Raw genomic sequence first — 16767 nt, 5'->3', positions numbered from 1 at the left:
AGGGGTGCTATGGGTCAAAAAATCAAAATTGCAGGCTGGATCTCTGTGGGCGTGGTCGCCGGTGCGTTGACCACCGTATCCCTGCAGACGCTGGCCCGCGGGGGTGTGACACCTCTGCCACTTGAAGAAATCCAGCAGTTGTCGGCCGTCTTCGGCCTGATCAAGACCGATTACGTCGAGCAGGTCAGCGACAAGAAGCTGATCACCGATGCCATCTCCGGCATGGTCTCCAGTCTGGACCCGCACTCCCAGTACTTCGACAAGAAGACCTACAAAGAATTCAAGGAAGGCACTTCCGGCAAGTTCGTTGGCGTCGGCATCGAGATCACCATGGAAGATGGGCTGATCAAGATCGTCTCTCCCATCGAAGGCTCGCCCGCTTTCCGCGCCGGCCTCAAGACCGGCGACCTGATCACCAAGATCGACGACACGGCAGTCAAGGGGCTGACGCTCAATGACGCCGTCAAGCGCATGCGCGGTGAACCCAATACCAAGGTGCGCCTGAACATCCTGCGCAAGGATGAAAGCCGCAGCTTCCCCGTCACCATCACCCGTGAAGAGATCAAGACCCAGTCGGTCAAGGGCAAGGTAATCGAGCCCGGCTATGCCTGGATTCGCCTGAGCCAGTTCCAGGAACGCACCGTGGACGACTTTGTGCGCAAGGTCGAGGAAATCTACAAGCAGGAACCCAATCTCAAGGGCCTGGTGCTGGATCTGCGCAACGATCCCGGCGGACTGCTGGATGCGGCCGTAGCCATTTCGGCCGCCTTCCTGCCTCCCGATGTGCCCGTGGTTTCCACCAACGGCCAGCTGGCTGAAAGCAAGGCCGTCTACAAGGCATCGCCCGAGTTCTATGCCCAGCGCGGCTTTGGCGATCCCCTGCAGCGCCTGCCTGCAGCCCTGAAAAAGCTGCCTCTGGTGGTTCTAGTCAACGAAGGCTCGGCCTCGGCCAGCGAAATCGTGGCCGGAGCGCTCCAGGATCACAAGCGCGCCACCGTCATGGGCAGCCAGTCCTTCGGCAAGGGATCGGTGCAAACCGTGCGTCCCCTGGGCCCCGATACGGCTCTCAAATTGACGACGGCGCGCTACTACACACCTAGCGGAAAGTCCATTCAGGCCAAGGGCATCGTGCCCGATGTGATGGTGGACGAAACGGCGGACGGCGACTTGTTTGCCGCACTGGGCATGCGCGAGGCGGATCTCGAGAAGCATCTGTCGAGCGGACAGGGTGCCGAGGTCAAGAACGACGCCCTGGAAAAGGCGCGCGAGGAAGCCCGCAAACGCCTGGAAGAGGAAGCGAAGAAGCCGGCCGCCGAACGTCGCCTGCCGGAATTCGGAACTGACAAGGACTTCCAGTTGCAACAGGCGCTGAACAAGCTCAAGGGCCAGCCCGTCAAGGTCAGCAAGACCCTGACAGAGCGCAAGGCCGAAGAAAAGCCCGGGGATGCGACGGCTGCAGACAAAAAGCCCGCTGAAAAGAAAGCCCCCGAAAAGGGTGACTCCGACAAGAGCAAAAAATAAGCACCGGGTCGTCAAACCCGCTCAAAATCAGCCGGGCTTGCCCGGCTTTTTTCTTGGAACCATGGACGCAAACCGATGAATGACGATCAATTGCTGCGCTATTCCCGCCACATCATGCTCGACGAGATCGGCATCGAAGGCCAGGAACGTATTCTGGCAACGCATGCAGTGATCATCGGAGCCGGCGGCTTGGGCTCGCCCGCCGCACTCTATCTGGGCTCGGCAGGTGTGGGCCGGATCACCATCGTCGACAACGATGTCGTGGACATGACCAATCTGCAACGCCAGATTGCCCACACGACCGAGCGCATAGGCATGGCCAAGGTGGAGTCGATACGCACCGCCGTGCATGCCATCAACCCCGGGATCGAGATTCGCTGCATCCTGCAGCGTGCGACCGAGAGCCTGCTCGACGAGCTGCTGCCCGAGGCCAGCATCGTGCTGGACTGCACCGACAACTACAAGACCCGCCACACCATCAATGCAGCCTGCGTACGCCATGGCGTGCCCCTGATAGAAGGAGCGGCCATCCGTGTCGATGGCCAGCTGATGGTCATTGATCCGCGCGATCCCGACAGCCCGTGCTATGCCTGCGTCTTTCCGCCAGAGGCTGAATTCGAAGAGGTCCAGTGCTCGACCATGGGCGTCTTTGCACCGCTGGTCGGACTGATCGGAACCCAGCAGGCAGCGGAGGCACTGAAGCTGATTGTCGGTTTTGGCCGATCTTCTGTCGGACAACTTCAAATGCTTGATGCACGTTCCATGGAGTGGAGTAGGATGAAAATTGCTAGGGTTAAAACCTGTGATATCTGTGGAACGTCAAGCACAAATCACAAAAAACATCAATACAATGATTTTTCATAGGCCGTAATTGATTCCCCATACCGAGAATTGAACGACTCTCAAAGCTTGATCCATGGCATCCACCTCAACTTGCTACCGTCGTGAAACTGCGTACCTTTTTTGTTGAAGACAACCCTACGATTCGCGACAACCTGATTGCGACGATGGCGGAGCTTGCCGATGTCGAGGCTGTGGGGGTGGCAGAGACCGAAGCCGATGCCGTTCGCTGGCTCAGCCATAACCCGGACGCCTGGGATCTGGTGATCGTGGACCTGTTCCTGCGCGAAGGCAGCGGCCTCGGCATTGTCACCAGCTTTCAACAGCGACCGCGGCAGAAAAAGCTGCTGGTGCTGAGCAATTATGCGACTGCCGATATCCGTCAGCGCTGCCTGGAACTCAATGCCGATGCTGTATTTGACAAGTCCAATGAAATCGACGCGCTTATCGATTTCTGCATGGATTTGAATACCAGCAATTCTTGATAATAACAAAAAGTAAAAAAGGCTTGAATCTTTCAAGCCTTTTTTATTGGAGCCTCATTAATCGATAAGGCGGTTTTTCAGCGCATAGTAGGTCAGGTCGCTATTCGAGGAAAGTCCCATTTTTTCCATGAGCCGGGTTCGGTAAGTACTCACTGTTTTCACACTCAGGGAAAGCGACTTGGCAATATCTCCGGCAGTCTCGCCGCGAGCAAGTTTCAGAAACACCTGAAACTCGCGCTCCGACAACTGCTCGTGCGCCGGCACATCATCCTTGCGATTGAGCTGCTGGGCCAGGAGGTCGGCCACTGCCGGCGTCAGATAGCGCCTTCCCAGAGCCACGGTGCGGATGGCCTCCGCAATATCCTGGGGATCGCACTCCTTGTTGAGATATCCGCTGGCCCCCTGACGAATCAGGTTGATTGCGTAATGCTCCTCAGGGTATCCACTTAGTATCAGGATGCCCATGTCGGGTGCCTTGGCCCTGAGCATGGCCAGGGCATCTATGCCGCTTTGCCCGGGCATGGACAAGTCCATCAGCAACACATCGATTTCATGTTCCCGAACCAGGTCGATGGCTTCCCGTCCATTGCCGGCTTCTCCCACGACCCTCAGGTCCACATGCTCCGACAGGAATTGGCGTAATCCCGAGCGAACGATCGCATGGTCATCCACTATGCCTACTTTTATCATGAACACCTCTTTTCATGAAACCGCGCTCGTCTCCAGGGCGCATAACATTTTAAGACCCGCACTATGATGTCAGTCGTTGACGCTACGGTTATGCAGAATATCAGGTAATTGCCTTGTCGGTGAGAGGATGTAGATGCGCTGGACCAATATCCGCAAAATTGCAGTCAGTTTGACGATCGCAGTCATTGCGGCAGTCTTAATGGTAAGCATTAATGAGGCAGGCTATAAGCGCTCCTTGCAGGCTCTGGACACGCTCACCAAGACACAAAGCACCAGAGCCAAGCTCAGCTTGCTGATGCAGCAGATGCTGGACGCTGAAACTGGTCTGCGCGGCTATCTGCTGACGGGAGAAGAACGCTATCTCGAGCCCTACAACTCCGCCTCAGCCGCCATCAGCAGCAGCATGGACGAGCTGCGCAGCATCTTCATCATGGACCCCAAGGAGCTGGCCACCTTCACGCCGCTGGCCCGCCAGGTCGAGCGCAAGACCAGCGAAATGGAGCTGAGCCTGCGCCTGTATCGCCAGGGCAACGACGAAGCATGGCGCTTTGTGATGTTCACGGATGTGGGCATGGAAAACATGGATGCCATACGGGGCCACATCAAGACCCTGATGGACAGCATCGACCAGCGCGTCAAGTCCAATCTCTCGGATATCGAGCAGACACTGGGCCTGTCGCGCCTGGGCATTGCGACCGTAACGGCGCTCGGGATTCTGGGCTTCTTCATGTATCTGCGACAGGCCAATGCACTGCAGCACTCACATCAGCGCGAGCAGGAGATCCAGCGCGACGAACGCAATCGCCTCGAGGAAGTCGTGCGTGACCGCACCGCGGCGCTCACCGAGCTGGCAACCCATTTGCAGCAGGTACGCGAAGACGAGCGGGCGCATCTGGCACGCGAGCTGCATGATGAGCTGGGCTCGCTGCTGACCGCGGCCAAACTCGATGTTGCGCGACTCAAATCCAAGATCGACACCTCGGCACCCGAGGTCTCCGAGCGCGTCACCCACCTGATCGAGACACTCAACAGCGGCATTGCACTCAAGCGCCGCATCATCGAGGATCTTCGCCCTTCCTCGCTTTCCAACCTGGGATTGACCACCGCGCTCGAAATCCTGACCCGGGAGTTCGGCGATCGCAGCAACATCGAGGTGGAATGCAGTCTGGAGCAGGTGGACCTGCCCGAGTCCACGCAGCTGACGGTCTATCGCGTCGTGCAGGAGTCGCTGACCAATATCGGCAAGTACGCCAGGGCCAGCCATGTCATCGTCACGGTGCACAACTACCCCACCTATGTGGCCGTCCAGATTCAGGACGATGGCCAGGGCTTCGAGCCCGCCAGCATGCGCCCCAACTCCCATGGCCTGGCAGGCATGAAGCACCGTGTCGAAGCCGTTGGCGGCAGGCTCACCGTGGCCTCGCAACCCGGCAAGGGCACCACCATCTCGGCAGTCATTCCCCTGAGCATGGCCAATGCCTGAAACCGGGTAGCGCTCGACCGCGCAAGTCGATGTCGTCCTACACGGCTGTCTCTAAATACCCCGACCCAGGTGGCAGAAGCTCACCGTCAGGCACTGGCTGCTCAGTTCTCTACAGTCAATACATGGTCGCACAGCAATGTCTGTCGGTCTGCATTCGAAAGGAGAAAACCATGTTGCACTACGCCATTGTCTTTCTGGTGATTGCCTTGATCGCTGCAGTTTTCGGTTTCGGCGGTATTGCGGCCAGCGCCGTAGGCATTGCCAAAATCCTGTTTTTCGTCTTCCTGGTCATGGCCGTCATCACCTTCCTGATGGGTCTGGTGAAGAAGTAGCAACGGCACCGAATGTGTAGAACTTTGTTCGCTCACATTGCACAAACCACCAGTATTCGCCATGATCACACCCAACTCCTGCCTCCTGGAGGCAGGGTTCCGCAGACTGGCGTTACTGCACGCTGTCACGAAAATTTCTAGATTTCAGGGAGTTCCAAACAATGAGCCAAGCCGTAAAAGACGCCAAGGACACGGTTGAAGATCTCAAGGGCGCCGCCAAGGATGTGGCTGCAGACGTCAAGGACACGGCAAAGCACGCCGCCCAATCCGCCCAGAATGCCGCACACAAGATGGCCGATGCAGCACAAGACGCAGTGGACTCCGGCAAGCAGGCTGCCCAGAAAATGGTGAACGAAGCACGGGATGTGGCCGAGGACATCGCTGACAAGGTCGAGGACACCGCGCGCCGCTCGCGCCGCACGGCTTCCGAGGCCATCGACTCTACCGGTCGCCACATGCGCAATATCGACGACAGCGAAAACCCACTGATCGACAACCTTGCCAACCGTGCACAGGATCTGGCCGAGCGCAGCATCAACTTCTGGGCCGACAGCTCGCACCGCGCACGCCGTCAGTTCAACACCGCAGCGGATGCGACCACCAAGTATGTGTCCGAACAACCTGGGCGTTCTGTGCTGATCGCCGCTGCGACCGGCGCGGCCCTGGCGACAGCCTTCTTTCTGGGCCGCTCGCGCAGGAAATAACTCTTGGAACGTGCGACGTTCCCAGCTTTCGCAGGCGTGCTTTGCGCCTTTTCAAAACCAAGGGAGAACCATATGAAAAATCTGACTCGTGCTTTGGCTTTCAGTCTGGTCGCCGCGACGACCGTGCTGGGTACCACAGCCTGTTCGGTGGCTCGTGACCAGCAGACTGTGGGCTCCTATGTGGATGACGCCGGCATCACCACTGCGGTGAAGGCCAAGATGGCCGAAGACAAGAGCGTCTCGGCAACCGCCATCAGCGTGGAAACCATGAACGGTACCGTGCAGCTTTCGGGCTTCGCCAAATCGGAAGCGGAAAAAGCCCGTGCCGGCGAAATCGCCCGCACGACCAAGCATGTGCGCGAAGTGCGCAACAGCATCGTGGTCAGGCCTTGACAATGCGCACCTGAAGCCAGCCCCTGTCTGAGGGCTGCGCTTCCAGCCCAAAGCCAGCTTTCGAGCTGGCTTTGTTTTTTCCTACACCCTGGCAGCCGAGTTCGCCATTAAAGTGTCCGCATGCAAGTTTTCAACTGCGAGGCCTGCGGCCACCTGATCTATTTTGAAAGCCTGCAATGCGTGCATTGCGGCGCCAGCCAGGCCTTTCTGCCCGACCAGTTGCGAGTCGGCATTCTGCCGCCTGCCGCAGCTCCCAACGCCCGCTACCGCCCCTGCGCCCACCGCCACAACATCAGCCTGTGCAATTTTGCGATCGAGGCTTCAGACCCGCAGCCGCTGTGCGTCTCCTGCCGCCAGACCGAGTGGCTGCCCGACGGCAGCGATCCAGCCAACGAGCTGCGCTGGGCCAAGATCGAAGTCGCCAAGCGACGCCTGTTCTACACCCTGGCCAGACTGGGCCTGCTGGACCCGCATGAGCACCGCGTGGCCGAGCCGCGCTTTTCCCTGCTCGCAGATCTTCCCGGTCAGAACCCCGTCATGACCGGCCATGCCAGCGGCATGATCACGCTCAATGTCGTCGAGGCAGACGACGACGAGCGAGCCAAGCGCCGCCAGGCCTTGCACGAGCCTTATCGCACGCTGATCGGGCATTTGCGCCACGAATCGGGCCATTTCTACTGGGATCAGCTGATCGCCAACAGCGCGCATCTGGAGCGCTTCAGAGCATTGTTCGGCTATGAGAATCAGGACTATGCCCAGGCCCTGCAGCGCCACTACGACAAGGACCCGCTGGACAACCGCTGGCGCGACCAGTTCATCAGCGCCTATGCCACGGCTCACCCCTGGGAAGACTGGGCCGAAACCTGGGCTCACTATCTGCACATGGTGGACTTGCTGGAGACTGCAGCCAGCTACGGCACCTGCATTACCGTGCCGGACATCCCCAACACCGGCCAGCAGCTCATTCAAAACCCGCTGGGACCGGTACCGCCAGACTTTTCAGTGATGCAGTCCCAGTGGGTGCCGCTCACGCTGCTGCACAACAGTCTCAATCGCAGCCTGGGCCATGGCGATGCCTATCCGTTTGCCATTTCCGGCCCGGCCTGGGACAAGCTGCGCTTCGTCCACGAGGCCATCAGCAGCTATCGCAACAGATCGCCCAGCCAGGGAGACTGACTGCTCAGGCCTCGCGGCCGACCTTGACCATCAGGCGCTCATGCACGCCCTTGGAGACAAACTTGTCCACATCGCCGTTGAGCGTGGCAATCTCGCGCACAAAGGTGGAGCTGATGAACTGATAGCGATCGCTGGGCGTGAGGAATACGGTTTCCACTTCGGGCATCAGCGTGCGGTTCATACCGGCAAGCTGGAACTCATAGTCGAAGTCCGTCACCGCGCGCAGGCCGCGCACCATGGCCTTGGCGCCGCGTGCGAGCACAAAATGCGCCAGCAGCCCGTCAAAGCTCTCCACCTGCACCTGCGGATAATTGGCACAGGCCTCGCGCACCATGGCAATGCGCTCCTCCAGCGAAAACAGCGTCTTTTTGTGATGACCTGCCGCCACCGCCACGATGACCTTGCCAAACAGCTGTGCAGCCCGGCGCACCACATCTTCATGCCCCAGCGTGATCGGGTCAAAGGTTCCGGGGTAAACAGCAATCAGGTCCTGGCTCATGGCTTATCTCTCTCCTGCGGGTCTTGATGAGTGTGAGGGCTGCTGCAGTGCAGCGTAAAGAGATTATGCATTCAGGCCTGCGCAGCACTGAACCATGCAAAAAAGAGCTGCTGGCGCCTCTGCTCGAAGCGCCAGCAGCTCCCGGTCCGGCAGCATGGCTTTACTGCTTCTTCAGCAGATGCGCATGGACGGCGCCGGCCTTCAGATAGCGGTGCAGCTCCAGCCCCATTTCCAACAAGCGGTCCTCTGCCCAGGCTTCGGGAGCTTCCAGGTAAATGAAGCCGCCATCATTCAAGGCCGCCGTGGCGGCCTTGAGCGCGGGCTCGAACAGCTCGGTCTGACCGAATGGCGGGTCCAGCAAGATCAGATCCTGCCTCGCCACGGTCTTCAGGCAGCTCAGCGCATCGCCGCGCTGCACCTTGACCATCCTGGCATCGAGCTTTTGCTGAAGACGCTGCAACTGCTGCACCAGGGCGGCATCCTGCTCGTTCATGATGACGCTGCTGGCGCCGCGCGATGCAGCCTCGAAGCCCAGCGCCCCCGTGCCCGCGAAAGCATCGATGCATTTCCAGTTGCTAAGGTCCTGGCCCAGCCAGTTGAACAGGGTCTCGCGCACGCGATCGGGCGTGGGCCGCAGACCGGGCTTTTGGGCCACGGCCAGACGCGTGCGGCGCCATTGCCCGCCGATGATGCGGATTTCACCAGCCCCGGTGGCCGCCGGCTTGGCGGCGGCAGGCTGGGCGGCCTTGGCCCCGGGACGGGCCGGGCGGCTGGCCGCCAGCTCCTGCGCCTTGCGCTCGGACTCGTGAATCATCTTGTCCAGCGCCTTGCGGCCTGCGGGTGTGTGTAGCTTGATGGCACTGCGGCTCATGGCTTGGCTCCGAGAGTGATGGTGACCATGCGCTCGGGCTGAACCATGCGCTGCATCGCCTCCTTCACATCCTTGGTGGTCAGAGCCTGAACGCGATCGGTCCAGTGCTCCAGATAATCGAGTGGCAGGCCATTCCAGGCGATGTTGGCCACATTGCCCAGCAGCTTGCGATTGCTGTCTATGCGCAGGGCGAAGCCGCCGATCAGGTTGTCCTTAGCCGCCTTTAGCTCCTTATCGCTAGGACCTTCGGCAATAAATTTGCGCAACACGTCCTGCGAGACCTTGAGCGCCTCGGCCGCCTGATCGGGACGGGTCTGCAGGCCGATGATGAAGGCGCCGCGATCCAGTCCCGGCGAGAAGTCGCTGGAGACCCCGTAGGTCAGGCCCCGCTTCTCACGCACTTCTTCCATCAGCCGCGAGGTGAAGCCGCCGCCGCCCAGAATATGGTTGCCCACCATCACTGCCAGAAAATCGGGGTTGTTGCGGGCAATGCCGGGCTGGCCTATGAGCACCTGGGCCTGGGCCGACTCGAACGGAATGTTCTCGACCTTCGCTTGCTTCAGGTCCTCCACCTTGCTCACGGCAGGCAGCGGCGGGCAGTCGTTGCCATTGGTGGCCTGCAGCGGCCCCAGCAACTGCTTGACCATGGCATCGGCCTGCTGCCGATTGACCGCCCCCACCACGCTGACCTTGGCGCGGCAGGCGGCAATCAGCTTGCGGTGAAATTCCTGCATGGCCGAAACATCGATGCGGCCCAGGCTGTCGACCGTGGTCTGATAGCCATAGGGAGAGCTGCCGAACACGGCCTTGCGGAAGGCCTTGGAGGCCACGGTGCCGGGACGGGTGTCGGCTTCCTTGATGGAGGCGCTCCAGCGCTCTCGATCACGCTGCCACACTGCCTCAGGCCAGCTTGGCGACGCGATCTGGCGCGCCGCCAGGGCCACGGCTTTTTGCTGCAGATCGGGCACGGTCAGCGTGCGCAGGCCGAAGCTGAAGCTGTCGCGCCCCGCGCTGGCGCCAAAGCTTGCGCCCAGGTCGGCCCAGGCCTGGCCCAGGCCGTTCTCATCCAGCGCAGGCGCATCGCCCGCCGCCTTGATACCCTTGGAGGACATCATGGCCACGGCAGCCGCCAGGCCCAGCTTGTCCTCGGGATCGCGGCGGCTGCCGGCATCAAAATCCACCTGCACATCCACCATGGGAATGCCGGGGCTTTGCACCAGCCAGACCTGGGCACCGCTGGGCTGGGTCCAGTGCTCGATGGGCAGCAAGGCCCAGGCGGACTGGGTCAGAAAACCCATGCCAGCGCCCACCACAAAAGCGCCAGCAGCTATCTTCTTCATAGTTTTCATGTGTTCAACCTCTGTTTTCCATGACGCCGTATCAGCGAGGGCATGCCCCATGCGCAAGCAGCCCTGCATGGGCCGCCCCGCAGCGAATGCTGCATCCCCCGCCCCTGGCGCGCAGCGCGTAGAGAGAGGGGCGCCCGGCCAGGGGAAGGCGCGGGGCCGCCCAGGCAAGCAGCTCAGGGGGTGTTTCATCAATGCACCGAACCGCCTGCATCGGCCTTGCCGGACATGGGACGCTGGGGCTTGGCGCCTGCGGGCAGCGGCTGGGGCACCAGAGTGCCGACGGTGAGCTGGTCGTCGCCGAAATACTTGGCGGCAACGGCCTTCACATCATCGGAGGTGACTTTCTGCAGCTCGGCCAGCAGCTTGTCCTCGGCATCCAGCGGCATGTTCTGGATCCAGTAATTGCCCAGGTTCTGGGCCTGACCCATGACGGAATCGCGCTCATAGACGTTGGAGGCCATCCACTGCGTCTTGACGCGCTCCAGCTCGTCAGCCTGCACGCCCTCCTCGGCCACCTTCTTGATCTGGGCGCGCAAGGCAGCTTCCACATCGGCCACGGTCTTGCCCTGGGCCGGCACGCCGGTCAGCATGAACAGGCTGGGCCCGCGCCCCATGATGTTGGCCGAGCTGCCGGCGCTATCGGCCACGCGGCCGTTGGCCTGGCCTTCGCCCTGCACCAGAGCGCGTTCCAGGCGCGCGCCGTCATAGCCATCGAGTACCGCGGACAGCACCAGCAGCGCCAGCGCATCCTTGTCCTCGGCCTGCAGCTTGTCCACGCTCTTCAGGGTGGGCGTGCGATAGGCCATGGCGATAAAGGCCTGCTCGGCAGGCTGCTTGACCTCGATACGGCGCACGCCGATCTGCCTGGGTTCAGTCTGCGGCTTGCGCTGCGGCAAGGCGCGCGCGGGAATGCTGCCGTAGTACTTCTCGGCCCAGGCACGCACCTGGTTGACGTTCACATCTCCCACCACGACCACGGCGGCATTGGACGGCACATACCAGCGCTTGTGGAAGTCGCGCACATCGCCGGGTGTCATGGAGTCCAGATCGCTCATCCAGCCCACCACGGGGCGGCGATAGGGCGAGGCCATGAAGGTGGCCGCCATCAGCTGCTCCATCAGCATGGCGCGCGGCTGGTCGTCGGTGCGCATGCGGCGCTCTTCCTTGATGACCTCGATTTCCTTCTTGAATTCGGAGTCCGGCCACTGGTTGTTGGCAAAGCGGTCGGATTCCAGCTTCATCACGTCTTCCAGACGGTTGGACGGTATCTGCTGGTAGTAACCGGTGTAGTCACGCCAGGTGAACGCATTTTCCTGGCCGCCCAGCGCCGCCACGCGACGCGAGAAGTCTCCGGGCTTGACGCTTTTGGAGCCCTTGAACATCATGTGCTCCAGCGCATGGGCCACGCCCGTGGTGCCGTCGACCTCGTCCATGGAGCCCACACGTACCCAGACCATGTGCACGGCCGTGGGCGCGCGCCGGTCGGGCAGCACGATCAGCTGCATGCCGTTCTTCAGCGTGAACTGCTGCACTTGCGGCGCGGCCGCCGTGGCGGCAGCAGGCACAGGTTGCGACGATGCGACCGGCGCAGCCAAGGCTGCCCCAGCGCTCAAACAGGCCATTAAGCCCAGTACAGGGAGTGCGCGTACATGTTTCATAGAATGATGCGATTCTAAAAACCCGCCAATGTTCAGTTTTTTCAAGAAAAAGCCCAATTCACCCGATGCGGTGAACACCACGCCCGCTGCCGAGGCAGCCACGGCGCCCGCTCCTGCTGCGCAAACCAGGCCCGCTCTACAGGATACGCCTGCTGCGCCTGCCGAAAATGGCAACAGCTCCTGGTGGCGCAAGCCCTTTGGCGGCGGTGCGACGCCCAAGGCCGGCGAAGATCAGCCTGCTACTCAGGATTTTGTAGCAGCCCCCGAGCCTACCGCAAAGCCGCAAGCCCCAAATTCCCGTCAAAGCTGGATGGAACGCCTGAAGGCCGGTCTACGCAAGACCGGATCCAGCATTGCCACCGTCTTTACCGGCACGCAGATCGACGACCGGCTCTATGAAGAGCTCGAGGACGCGCTGCTGATGGCCGACACCGGCGTCAAGGCCACCCAGCATCTGCTGGAAGACCTGAAGCGCCGCGTCAAGGAAACCAAGACCACCGAGCCCGCCGCCGTCAAGGCGCTGCTGGCCGATGCGCTGACCGATTTGCTGAGGCCCCTGGAAAAGCCGCTGACCATCGGCGAGCACACACCGACCGTCATCATGGTGGCCGGCGTCAACGGTGCGGGCAAGACCACCTCCATCGGCAAGCTGACCAAGCATCTGGCCGACGACGAGCAATCCGTGCTGCTGGCCGCCGCCGACACCTTCCGCGCTGCCGCGCGTGAGCAGCTGGGCGTCTGGGCCAATCGCAACACCGTGGAGATCATCAGCCAGGACGGTGGTGACCCCGCCGCCGTGAGCTTCGATGCCGTCTCCGCCGGCAAGGCGCGCAAAAAGGATGTGGTTCTGGTCGATACGGCCGGACGCCTGCCCACGCAGCTGCATCTGATGGAAGAGCTCAAGAAGATCAAGCGCGTGGTGAACAAGGCCGACGGCACGGCACCGCATGAGGTGCTGCTGGTGATTGACGGCAACACCGGCCAGAACGCTCTGACCCAGGTGCGCGCCTTCGACGATGCACTGCAGCTCACGGGCCTGATCGTCACCAAGCTCGACGGCACCGCCAAGGGCGGCGTGCTGGCCGCGATTGCGCAGGAGCGCCCAGTGCCGGTCTACTTCATCGGCGTGGGCGAGAAGATCGAGGATCTGGAAACCTTCAGCGCACGCGAATTCGCCCAGGCCCTGCTGTCCTGAAGCACAAGACCCATAGCTTCCAGCGCTTTATCTATCGATATTTCAGATAGATTAAGCACTGAAATCCAATGAAGGAGCGCACAAGGCGCTCCTTTTTTATTCAGGCTTCAGAGCTGCACCTGCTGCTTGAGCCATTTGGCATAGTCGTTCAGGCAGCGCTCGGTGCGCATGGTGATCTGGGGCACCTCATAGCTGTGATGGCTGCGCAGCAACGTGGTCAGCCGCGGCAGGGCCTCGGGCAGGGTCTTGCAGACCAGCCGCCATTCAGGAGCGATCTGCAGCACGCCGTCCCACTCGTAATACGAGGTGATGCGCTCGGTCTGCACGCAGGCCGCAACCTTGGCCGCGACCAGCGCCCGCGCCATGTCCTCGGCCTCGGCCGAATGCCCAACGGTCGTCGTCACCACGCACAGCGTGGCCCAATGGCGGTCCTGCGCGGATGCGGACTTGAGTGTAGCGGTCTGGGTAGATGTGGTGCTCATGCTGCCTAGTCTAGGCCCAAGACCGCCCGGCCCGCCACCGCCTTACACCGGATACAGACCCAGTTGCTGCGCGCGCAGCCGCGTCAGTCCCAGCAACGCATCGGTGAACGGCGTGCTCATGCCGCACATGGCGCCCATCTCGCGCACGGCGCCCACCAGGGCGTCCAGCTCCACCGGCTTGCCGGCTTCCACATCCTGGAGCATGGAGGTCTTGAAGCCGCCCAGCTTGAGCGTGACCTGATGGCGATCCTGCGGGCTGTCGGCAATCGGCAGGCCGATGCGCGCGCCGATTTCCCGGGCCTCCAGCATCACGGCCGTGATGAAGTTGCGCACCAGCTCATCGCCCAGAATCCTGTCCGTGGTCGCGCCCGTGATCGCACTGACGGGGTTCATGGTCATATTTCCCCAGAGCTTGTACCAGGCATCGCGCTGGATGTTGTCGCTGAGCCTGACCTCGATGCCGCCCGCGCGCAGCAGCTCGGTCATTGCCAGCAGACGCAGCGTGGGCGCATCGCCAGGCAGGGCCGTGGGCTCGCCGACGATGAGGCTGTTGCCGAAATGACGGCGCACCACACCCGGAGCGTCAAGCGAGCAGCTGGCATGCACCACCGAGCCGAGCACCTGCCCGGTGGGAATGGCGCGCTCGATCTCGCCCTGCGGATCCACAGCCCTGAGCTGCAGGCCGCGCAGGCTGGCATCCACGCCACCGGCCAGAAACCACCAGGGAACGCCGTTCATGGCGGTCAGCACCAGCGTCTGCGGGCCGATCAGCGGTGCGACGGCGCGGGCCACATCGGGCATGGACGGTGCCTTGACGGCAATCACCACCACATCCTGCACGCGCAGGGCGGCCGGGTCTTGCTGCGCATTGACGGCCACGGTCTCGCGCTCCTCGCCATGCACCAGCGTCAGGCCGTTGTGCTGCAGCGCAGCCAGCGTCTGGCCCCTCGCCACGGCGCTCAGCTCGCAGCCGGCCCTGGCCAGCGCCACACCCAGCCAGCCGCCAATGGCGCCGGCACCGTAGATACAGACTCTCTTCAGACCCATGCTCTTGTCTCTCCTGTCTTATAGAACTCTCAAAAACAGTAGCTGCCGGTGCTTTACCGTAAAGCATCTGAAGACCTTGCACCCTTGAAACCAGGCGAGATCTTCGCGGCCGCTGCTCATTGTTGATACGTTAACAGCAGTATCCACCCGCGCGACACTGAAGGCCGTTGACAGCTGGGCACTCCGCACTGCGCGCCATGCCAGCTGCCCTGTTCATCGACATTTCAAGGACCGACTCATGAGCTCCAACACCACTGTCGTCAATCTCACAGCCCAGATCAGGGCACTGGCCACCGCCTTGCGTATCGTGCTGGACGCCAGCCCCCAGGCTGCTCAGACACGCGAGCAGCTGGCTACCGCCCTGGACAAGACCATTCACGATGCGCTGGAAGAAGGGGTCTGGGACAACGCCGACGGTGTCAAGACCATCAGGGCAGCGCTGCTGGGCTGATCCCCACCGCCATGAAAAAACCGGGCCCAGGGCCCGGCAAAAGAGAAGCAACAATCAACGATCTCGCTCAGGCCAGCACATCACGCCAGCGTATAGGCCGTCTTCACCGTGGTGTAGAACTCCTGGGCATAGCGGCCCTGCTCGCGCGGGCCGTAGCTTGAGCCCTTGCGACCGCCAAACGGCACGTGGTAGTCCACCCCCGCCGTGGGCAGGTTGACCATGACCATGCCGGCCTGGCTGTGACGCTTGAAGTGCGTGGCGTATTTGAGGCTGGTGGTGGCAATGCCGGCCGACAGGCCAAACGGCGTGTCGTTGGAAACGGCCAGGGCTTCGTCGTAGTCCCTGACGCGGATCACGCTGGCCACGGGGCCGAAGACCTCCTCGCGGTTGATGCGCATGCCGGCTTCGGTGTCCACGAACAGCGTGGGTGCCATGTAGAAGCCGTCCTTGCCGCTGCCCGTGTGGCAGGCCACGCGGGCGCCACCGGCGGCCAGACGCGCGCCTTCGGCCTTGGCGATTTCCACGTAGCTCAGATCCTGCTCCAGCTGGGCCTGGCTGACCACGGGGCCCATGTCGGTGCCGGCGGCGCGTGCGTCACCAACCTTGATTTGGGCCATGCGCGCCTGCAGGGCCTCGATGAAGGCGGGGTAGATCTTGTCGGTGACGATCAGGCGGCTCGATGCCGTGCAGCGCTGGCCCGTGGAGTAGAAGCCGCTCTGGGCCGACAGTTCCACGGCCTGGTTCAGGTCGGCGTCGTCCAGCACGATCTGGGGATTCTTGCCGCCCATTTCCAACTGCACCTTCTTGCCGCTCTTCACGCAGGCTTCGGCAATGCCGCGGCCCACGCCCGTCGAGCCCGTGAAGCTGATGGCTGCCACGTCGGCGTGGTTGACCAGGGCTTCACCGATCACACGGCCGCGGCCCATGACCAGGTTGAACACACCGGCGGGGATGCCGCTGCGGTGGATGATGTCGGCCAGGGCCCAGGCGCTGCCGGGCACCAGGTCGGCGGGCTTCAAGACCACGCAGTTGCCGAAAGCCAGGGCCGGAGCGATCTTCCAGGCGGGGATGGCGATGGGGAAGTTCCAAGGCGTGATCAGGCCGACCACCCCGATGGGTTCGCGCGTGATTTCCACGCCAATGCCGGGACGCACCGAAGGCACGGTCTCGCCCGTCAAGCGCAGGCATTCACCGGCAAAGAACTTGAAGATCTGGCCGGCGCGGCCGACTTCGCCAATGGCTTCGGGCAGGGTCTTGCCTTCTTCGCGGGCCAGCAGCTCGCCCAGCTCGGCCTTGCGGGCCAGGATTTCCGTGCCGATCTTGTCCAGGGCGTCGGAACGCGCCTGGATGCCCGAGGTGGACCAGGCGGGAAACGCGGCAGCAGCGGCGGCCACGGCGGCCTGCACATCGGCGGCTCCGCCCTGGGCGTACTCGCCGATCACATCGGACAGGTCGCTGGGGTTGGTGTTGGGGCTGTAGGTGGTGGCAGCCGTCCACTGGCCGTTGATGAGGTTGTCGTGTTGGGTCATGGATATGCTCTTGATAGAGGAGCTTATTGCGCTCGTTATTCATAGAGTTCAGCATGAAAAGT

At 61.9% G+C, this 16767-nt stretch carries 18 protein-coding genes; 10 read left to right on the top strand and 8 right to left on the bottom strand.

Going from position 1 to position 16767, the window contains the following annotated elements:
- Positions 1–9: 9 nt before the first annotated feature.
- The 3 genes from F3J24_RS08880 to F3J24_RS08870 all read left to right on the top strand — a co-directional run bounded on the left by F3J24_RS08880 (position 10) and on the right by F3J24_RS08870 (position 2846).
- Complete coding sequence (locus F3J24_RS08880; protein ID WP_167004862.1) at positions 10–1521, top strand: S41 family peptidase; 1512 nt, start codon at positions 10–12, stop codon at positions 1519–1521.
- A gap of 75 nt (positions 1522–1596) precedes the next feature.
- Positions 1597–2385, top strand: a complete 789-nt coding sequence (locus F3J24_RS08875) for a HesA/MoeB/ThiF family protein (protein ID WP_167004859.1) — start codon at positions 1597–1599, stop codon at positions 2383–2385.
- Positions 2386–2465: 80 nt separating this feature from the next.
- On the top strand, positions 2466–2846 hold the full coding sequence (locus F3J24_RS08870; protein ID WP_167004856.1) for a response regulator: 381 nt from the start codon (positions 2466–2468) through the stop codon (positions 2844–2846).
- A 57-nt stretch (positions 2847–2903) separates the two neighbouring features.
- Here F3J24_RS08870 and F3J24_RS08865 read toward each other — a convergent pair whose 3' ends face one another.
- Positions 2904–3536, bottom strand: a complete 633-nt coding sequence (locus F3J24_RS08865; protein ID WP_003051886.1) for a response regulator transcription factor — start codon at positions 3534–3536, stop codon at positions 2904–2906.
- Between the two features lie 133 nt (positions 3537–3669).
- Between F3J24_RS08865 and F3J24_RS08860 the strand changes: the two genes are divergently transcribed.
- The 5 genes from F3J24_RS08860 to F3J24_RS08840 all read left to right on the top strand — a co-directional run bounded on the left by F3J24_RS08860 (position 3670) and on the right by F3J24_RS08840 (position 7624).
- Positions 3670–5019, top strand: coding sequence for a CHASE3 domain-containing protein (locus F3J24_RS08860; RefSeq protein WP_167004852.1), 1350 nt, complete (start codon positions 3670–3672; stop codon positions 5017–5019).
- A 170-nt stretch (positions 5020–5189) separates the two neighbouring features.
- Entirely contained in the window at positions 5190–5351 is a 162-nt protein-coding gene (locus tag F3J24_RS08855; RefSeq protein WP_003051882.1) for a DUF1328 domain-containing protein, read from the top strand.
- Between the two features lie 161 nt (positions 5352–5512).
- Positions 5513–6055, top strand: a complete 543-nt coding sequence (locus tag F3J24_RS08850) for a hypothetical protein (RefSeq protein WP_167004849.1) — start codon at positions 5513–5515, stop codon at positions 6053–6055.
- 72 nt (positions 6056–6127) lie between these two features.
- Entirely contained in the window at positions 6128–6448 is a 321-nt protein-coding gene (locus F3J24_RS08845) for a BON domain-containing protein (RefSeq protein ID WP_167004847.1), read from the top strand.
- Between the two features lie 120 nt (positions 6449–6568).
- Positions 6569–7624 carry a putative zinc-binding metallopeptidase gene (locus tag F3J24_RS08840; RefSeq protein WP_167004845.1) on the top strand — a complete coding sequence of 352 codons (1056 nt, stop codon included), beginning with the start codon at positions 6569–6571 and terminating at the stop codon, positions 7622–7624.
- Between the two features lie 4 nt (positions 7625–7628).
- Here F3J24_RS08840 and coaD read toward each other — a convergent pair whose 3' ends face one another.
- The 4 genes from coaD to F3J24_RS08820 form a co-directional block, all read right to left on the bottom strand.
- Complete coding sequence (gene coaD / locus F3J24_RS08835) at positions 7629–8123, bottom strand: pantetheine-phosphate adenylyltransferase (RefSeq protein WP_167004843.1); 495 nt, start codon at positions 8121–8123, stop codon at positions 7629–7631.
- Between the two features lie 160 nt (positions 8124–8283).
- Entirely contained in the window at positions 8284–8994 is a 711-nt protein-coding gene (gene rsmD, locus F3J24_RS08830) for a 16S rRNA (guanine(966)-N(2))-methyltransferase RsmD (RefSeq protein WP_167004841.1), read from the bottom strand.
- Positions 8991–10343: a pitrilysin family protein gene (locus tag F3J24_RS08825; RefSeq protein ID WP_167004838.1), complete on the bottom strand. Its 1353-nt coding sequence runs from the start codon at positions 10341–10343 to the stop codon at positions 8991–8993. Before F3J24_RS08825 ends, rsmD begins: the two co-directional genes overlap by 4 nt.
- 188 nt (positions 10344–10531) lie before the next feature.
- A complete protein-coding gene (locus F3J24_RS08820; protein WP_167004835.1) occupies positions 10532–11965 on the bottom strand; it encodes a pitrilysin family protein in 1434 nt (477 codons plus the stop codon).
- Positions 11966–12029: 64 nt separating this feature from the next.
- Between F3J24_RS08820 and ftsY the strand changes: the two genes are divergently transcribed.
- Entirely contained in the window at positions 12030–13196 is a 1167-nt protein-coding gene (ftsY, locus tag F3J24_RS08815) for a signal recognition particle-docking protein FtsY (protein WP_167004832.1), read from the top strand.
- 107 nt (positions 13197–13303) lie between these two features.
- Here the strand turns inward: ftsY and cutA are convergent, their stop codons facing one another.
- Both cutA and F3J24_RS08805 read right to left on the bottom strand, forming a co-directional pair.
- On the bottom strand, positions 13304–13678 hold the full coding sequence (gene cutA, locus F3J24_RS08810; protein ID WP_167004829.1) for a divalent-cation tolerance protein CutA: 375 nt from the start codon (positions 13676–13678) through the stop codon (positions 13304–13306).
- Between the two features lie 42 nt (positions 13679–13720).
- Positions 13721–14725, bottom strand: a complete 1005-nt coding sequence (locus F3J24_RS08805) for a 2-dehydropantoate 2-reductase (RefSeq protein WP_167004826.1) — start codon at positions 14723–14725, stop codon at positions 13721–13723.
- Between the two features lie 238 nt (positions 14726–14963).
- On the opposite strand from F3J24_RS08805, the gene F3J24_RS08800 reads away from it, so the two are divergent.
- Positions 14964–15176, top strand: coding sequence for a hypothetical protein (locus tag F3J24_RS08800; RefSeq protein ID WP_167004823.1), 213 nt, complete (start codon positions 14964–14966; stop codon positions 15174–15176).
- 80 nt (positions 15177–15256) lie between these two features.
- Here F3J24_RS08800 and F3J24_RS08795 read toward each other — a convergent pair whose 3' ends face one another.
- Complete coding sequence (locus F3J24_RS08795) at positions 15257–16705, bottom strand: aldehyde dehydrogenase family protein (protein ID WP_167004820.1); 1449 nt, start codon at positions 16703–16705, stop codon at positions 15257–15259.
- Positions 16706–16767 lie beyond the last annotated feature (62 nt).

Origin of the sequence: Comamonas sp. Tr-654 (assembly GCF_011752915.1) — a bacterium.
In the GTDB taxonomy this organism is placed as follows: domain Bacteria; phylum Pseudomonadota; class Gammaproteobacteria; order Burkholderiales; family Burkholderiaceae_C; genus Comamonas.
This window is presented reverse-complemented; position numbering and strand designations above follow the sequence as displayed.

Bases quoted from the DNA above. Each gene is read 5' to 3' on its own strand.
- F3J24_RS08865 (WP_003051886.1), bottom strand. From the start codon at position 3,536: ATGATAAAAGTAGGCATAGTGGATGACCATGCGATCGTTCGCTCGGGA.
- rsmD (WP_167004841.1), bottom strand. From the start codon at position 8,994: ATGAGCCGCAGTGCCATCAAGCTACACACACCCGCAGGCCGCAAGGCG.
- F3J24_RS08800 (WP_167004823.1), top strand. From the start codon at position 14,964: ATGAGCTCCAACACCACTGTCGTCAATCTCACAGCCCAGATCAGGGCA.
- cutA (WP_167004829.1), bottom strand. From the start codon at position 13,678: ATGAGCACCACATCTACCCAGACCGCTACACTCAAGTCCGCATCCGCG.
- F3J24_RS08820 (WP_167004835.1), bottom strand. From the start codon at position 11,965: ATGGCCTGTTTGAGCGCTGGGGCAGCCTTGGCTGCGCCGGTCGCATCG.
- ftsY (WP_167004832.1), top strand. From the start codon at position 12,030: ATGTTCAGTTTTTTCAAGAAAAAGCCCAATTCACCCGATGCGGTGAAC.
- F3J24_RS08840 (WP_167004845.1), top strand. From the start codon at position 6,569: ATGCAAGTTTTCAACTGCGAGGCCTGCGGCCACCTGATCTATTTTGAA.
- F3J24_RS08845 (WP_167004847.1), top strand. From the start codon at position 6,128: ATGAAAAATCTGACTCGTGCTTTGGCTTTCAGTCTGGTCGCCGCGACG.
- F3J24_RS08880 (WP_167004862.1), top strand. From the start codon at position 10: ATGGGTCAAAAAATCAAAATTGCAGGCTGGATCTCTGTGGGCGTGGTC.
- F3J24_RS08850 (WP_167004849.1), top strand. From the start codon at position 5,513: ATGAGCCAAGCCGTAAAAGACGCCAAGGACACGGTTGAAGATCTCAAG.
- F3J24_RS08795 (WP_167004820.1), bottom strand. From the start codon at position 16,705: ATGACCCAACACGACAACCTCATCAACGGCCAGTGGACGGCTGCCACC.
- F3J24_RS08860 (WP_167004852.1), top strand. From the start codon at position 3,670: ATGCGCTGGACCAATATCCGCAAAATTGCAGTCAGTTTGACGATCGCA.
- F3J24_RS08855 (WP_003051882.1), top strand. From the start codon at position 5,190: ATGTTGCACTACGCCATTGTCTTTCTGGTGATTGCCTTGATCGCTGCA.
- coaD (WP_167004843.1), bottom strand. From the start codon at position 8,123: ATGAGCCAGGACCTGATTGCTGTTTACCCCGGAACCTTTGACCCGATC.
- F3J24_RS08825 (WP_167004838.1), bottom strand. From the start codon at position 10,343: ATGAAAACTATGAAGAAGATAGCTGCTGGCGCTTTTGTGGTGGGCGCT.
- F3J24_RS08805 (WP_167004826.1), bottom strand. From the start codon at position 14,725: ATGGGTCTGAAGAGAGTCTGTATCTACGGTGCCGGCGCCATTGGCGGC.
- F3J24_RS08875 (WP_167004859.1), top strand. From the start codon at position 1,597: ATGAATGACGATCAATTGCTGCGCTATTCCCGCCACATCATGCTCGAC.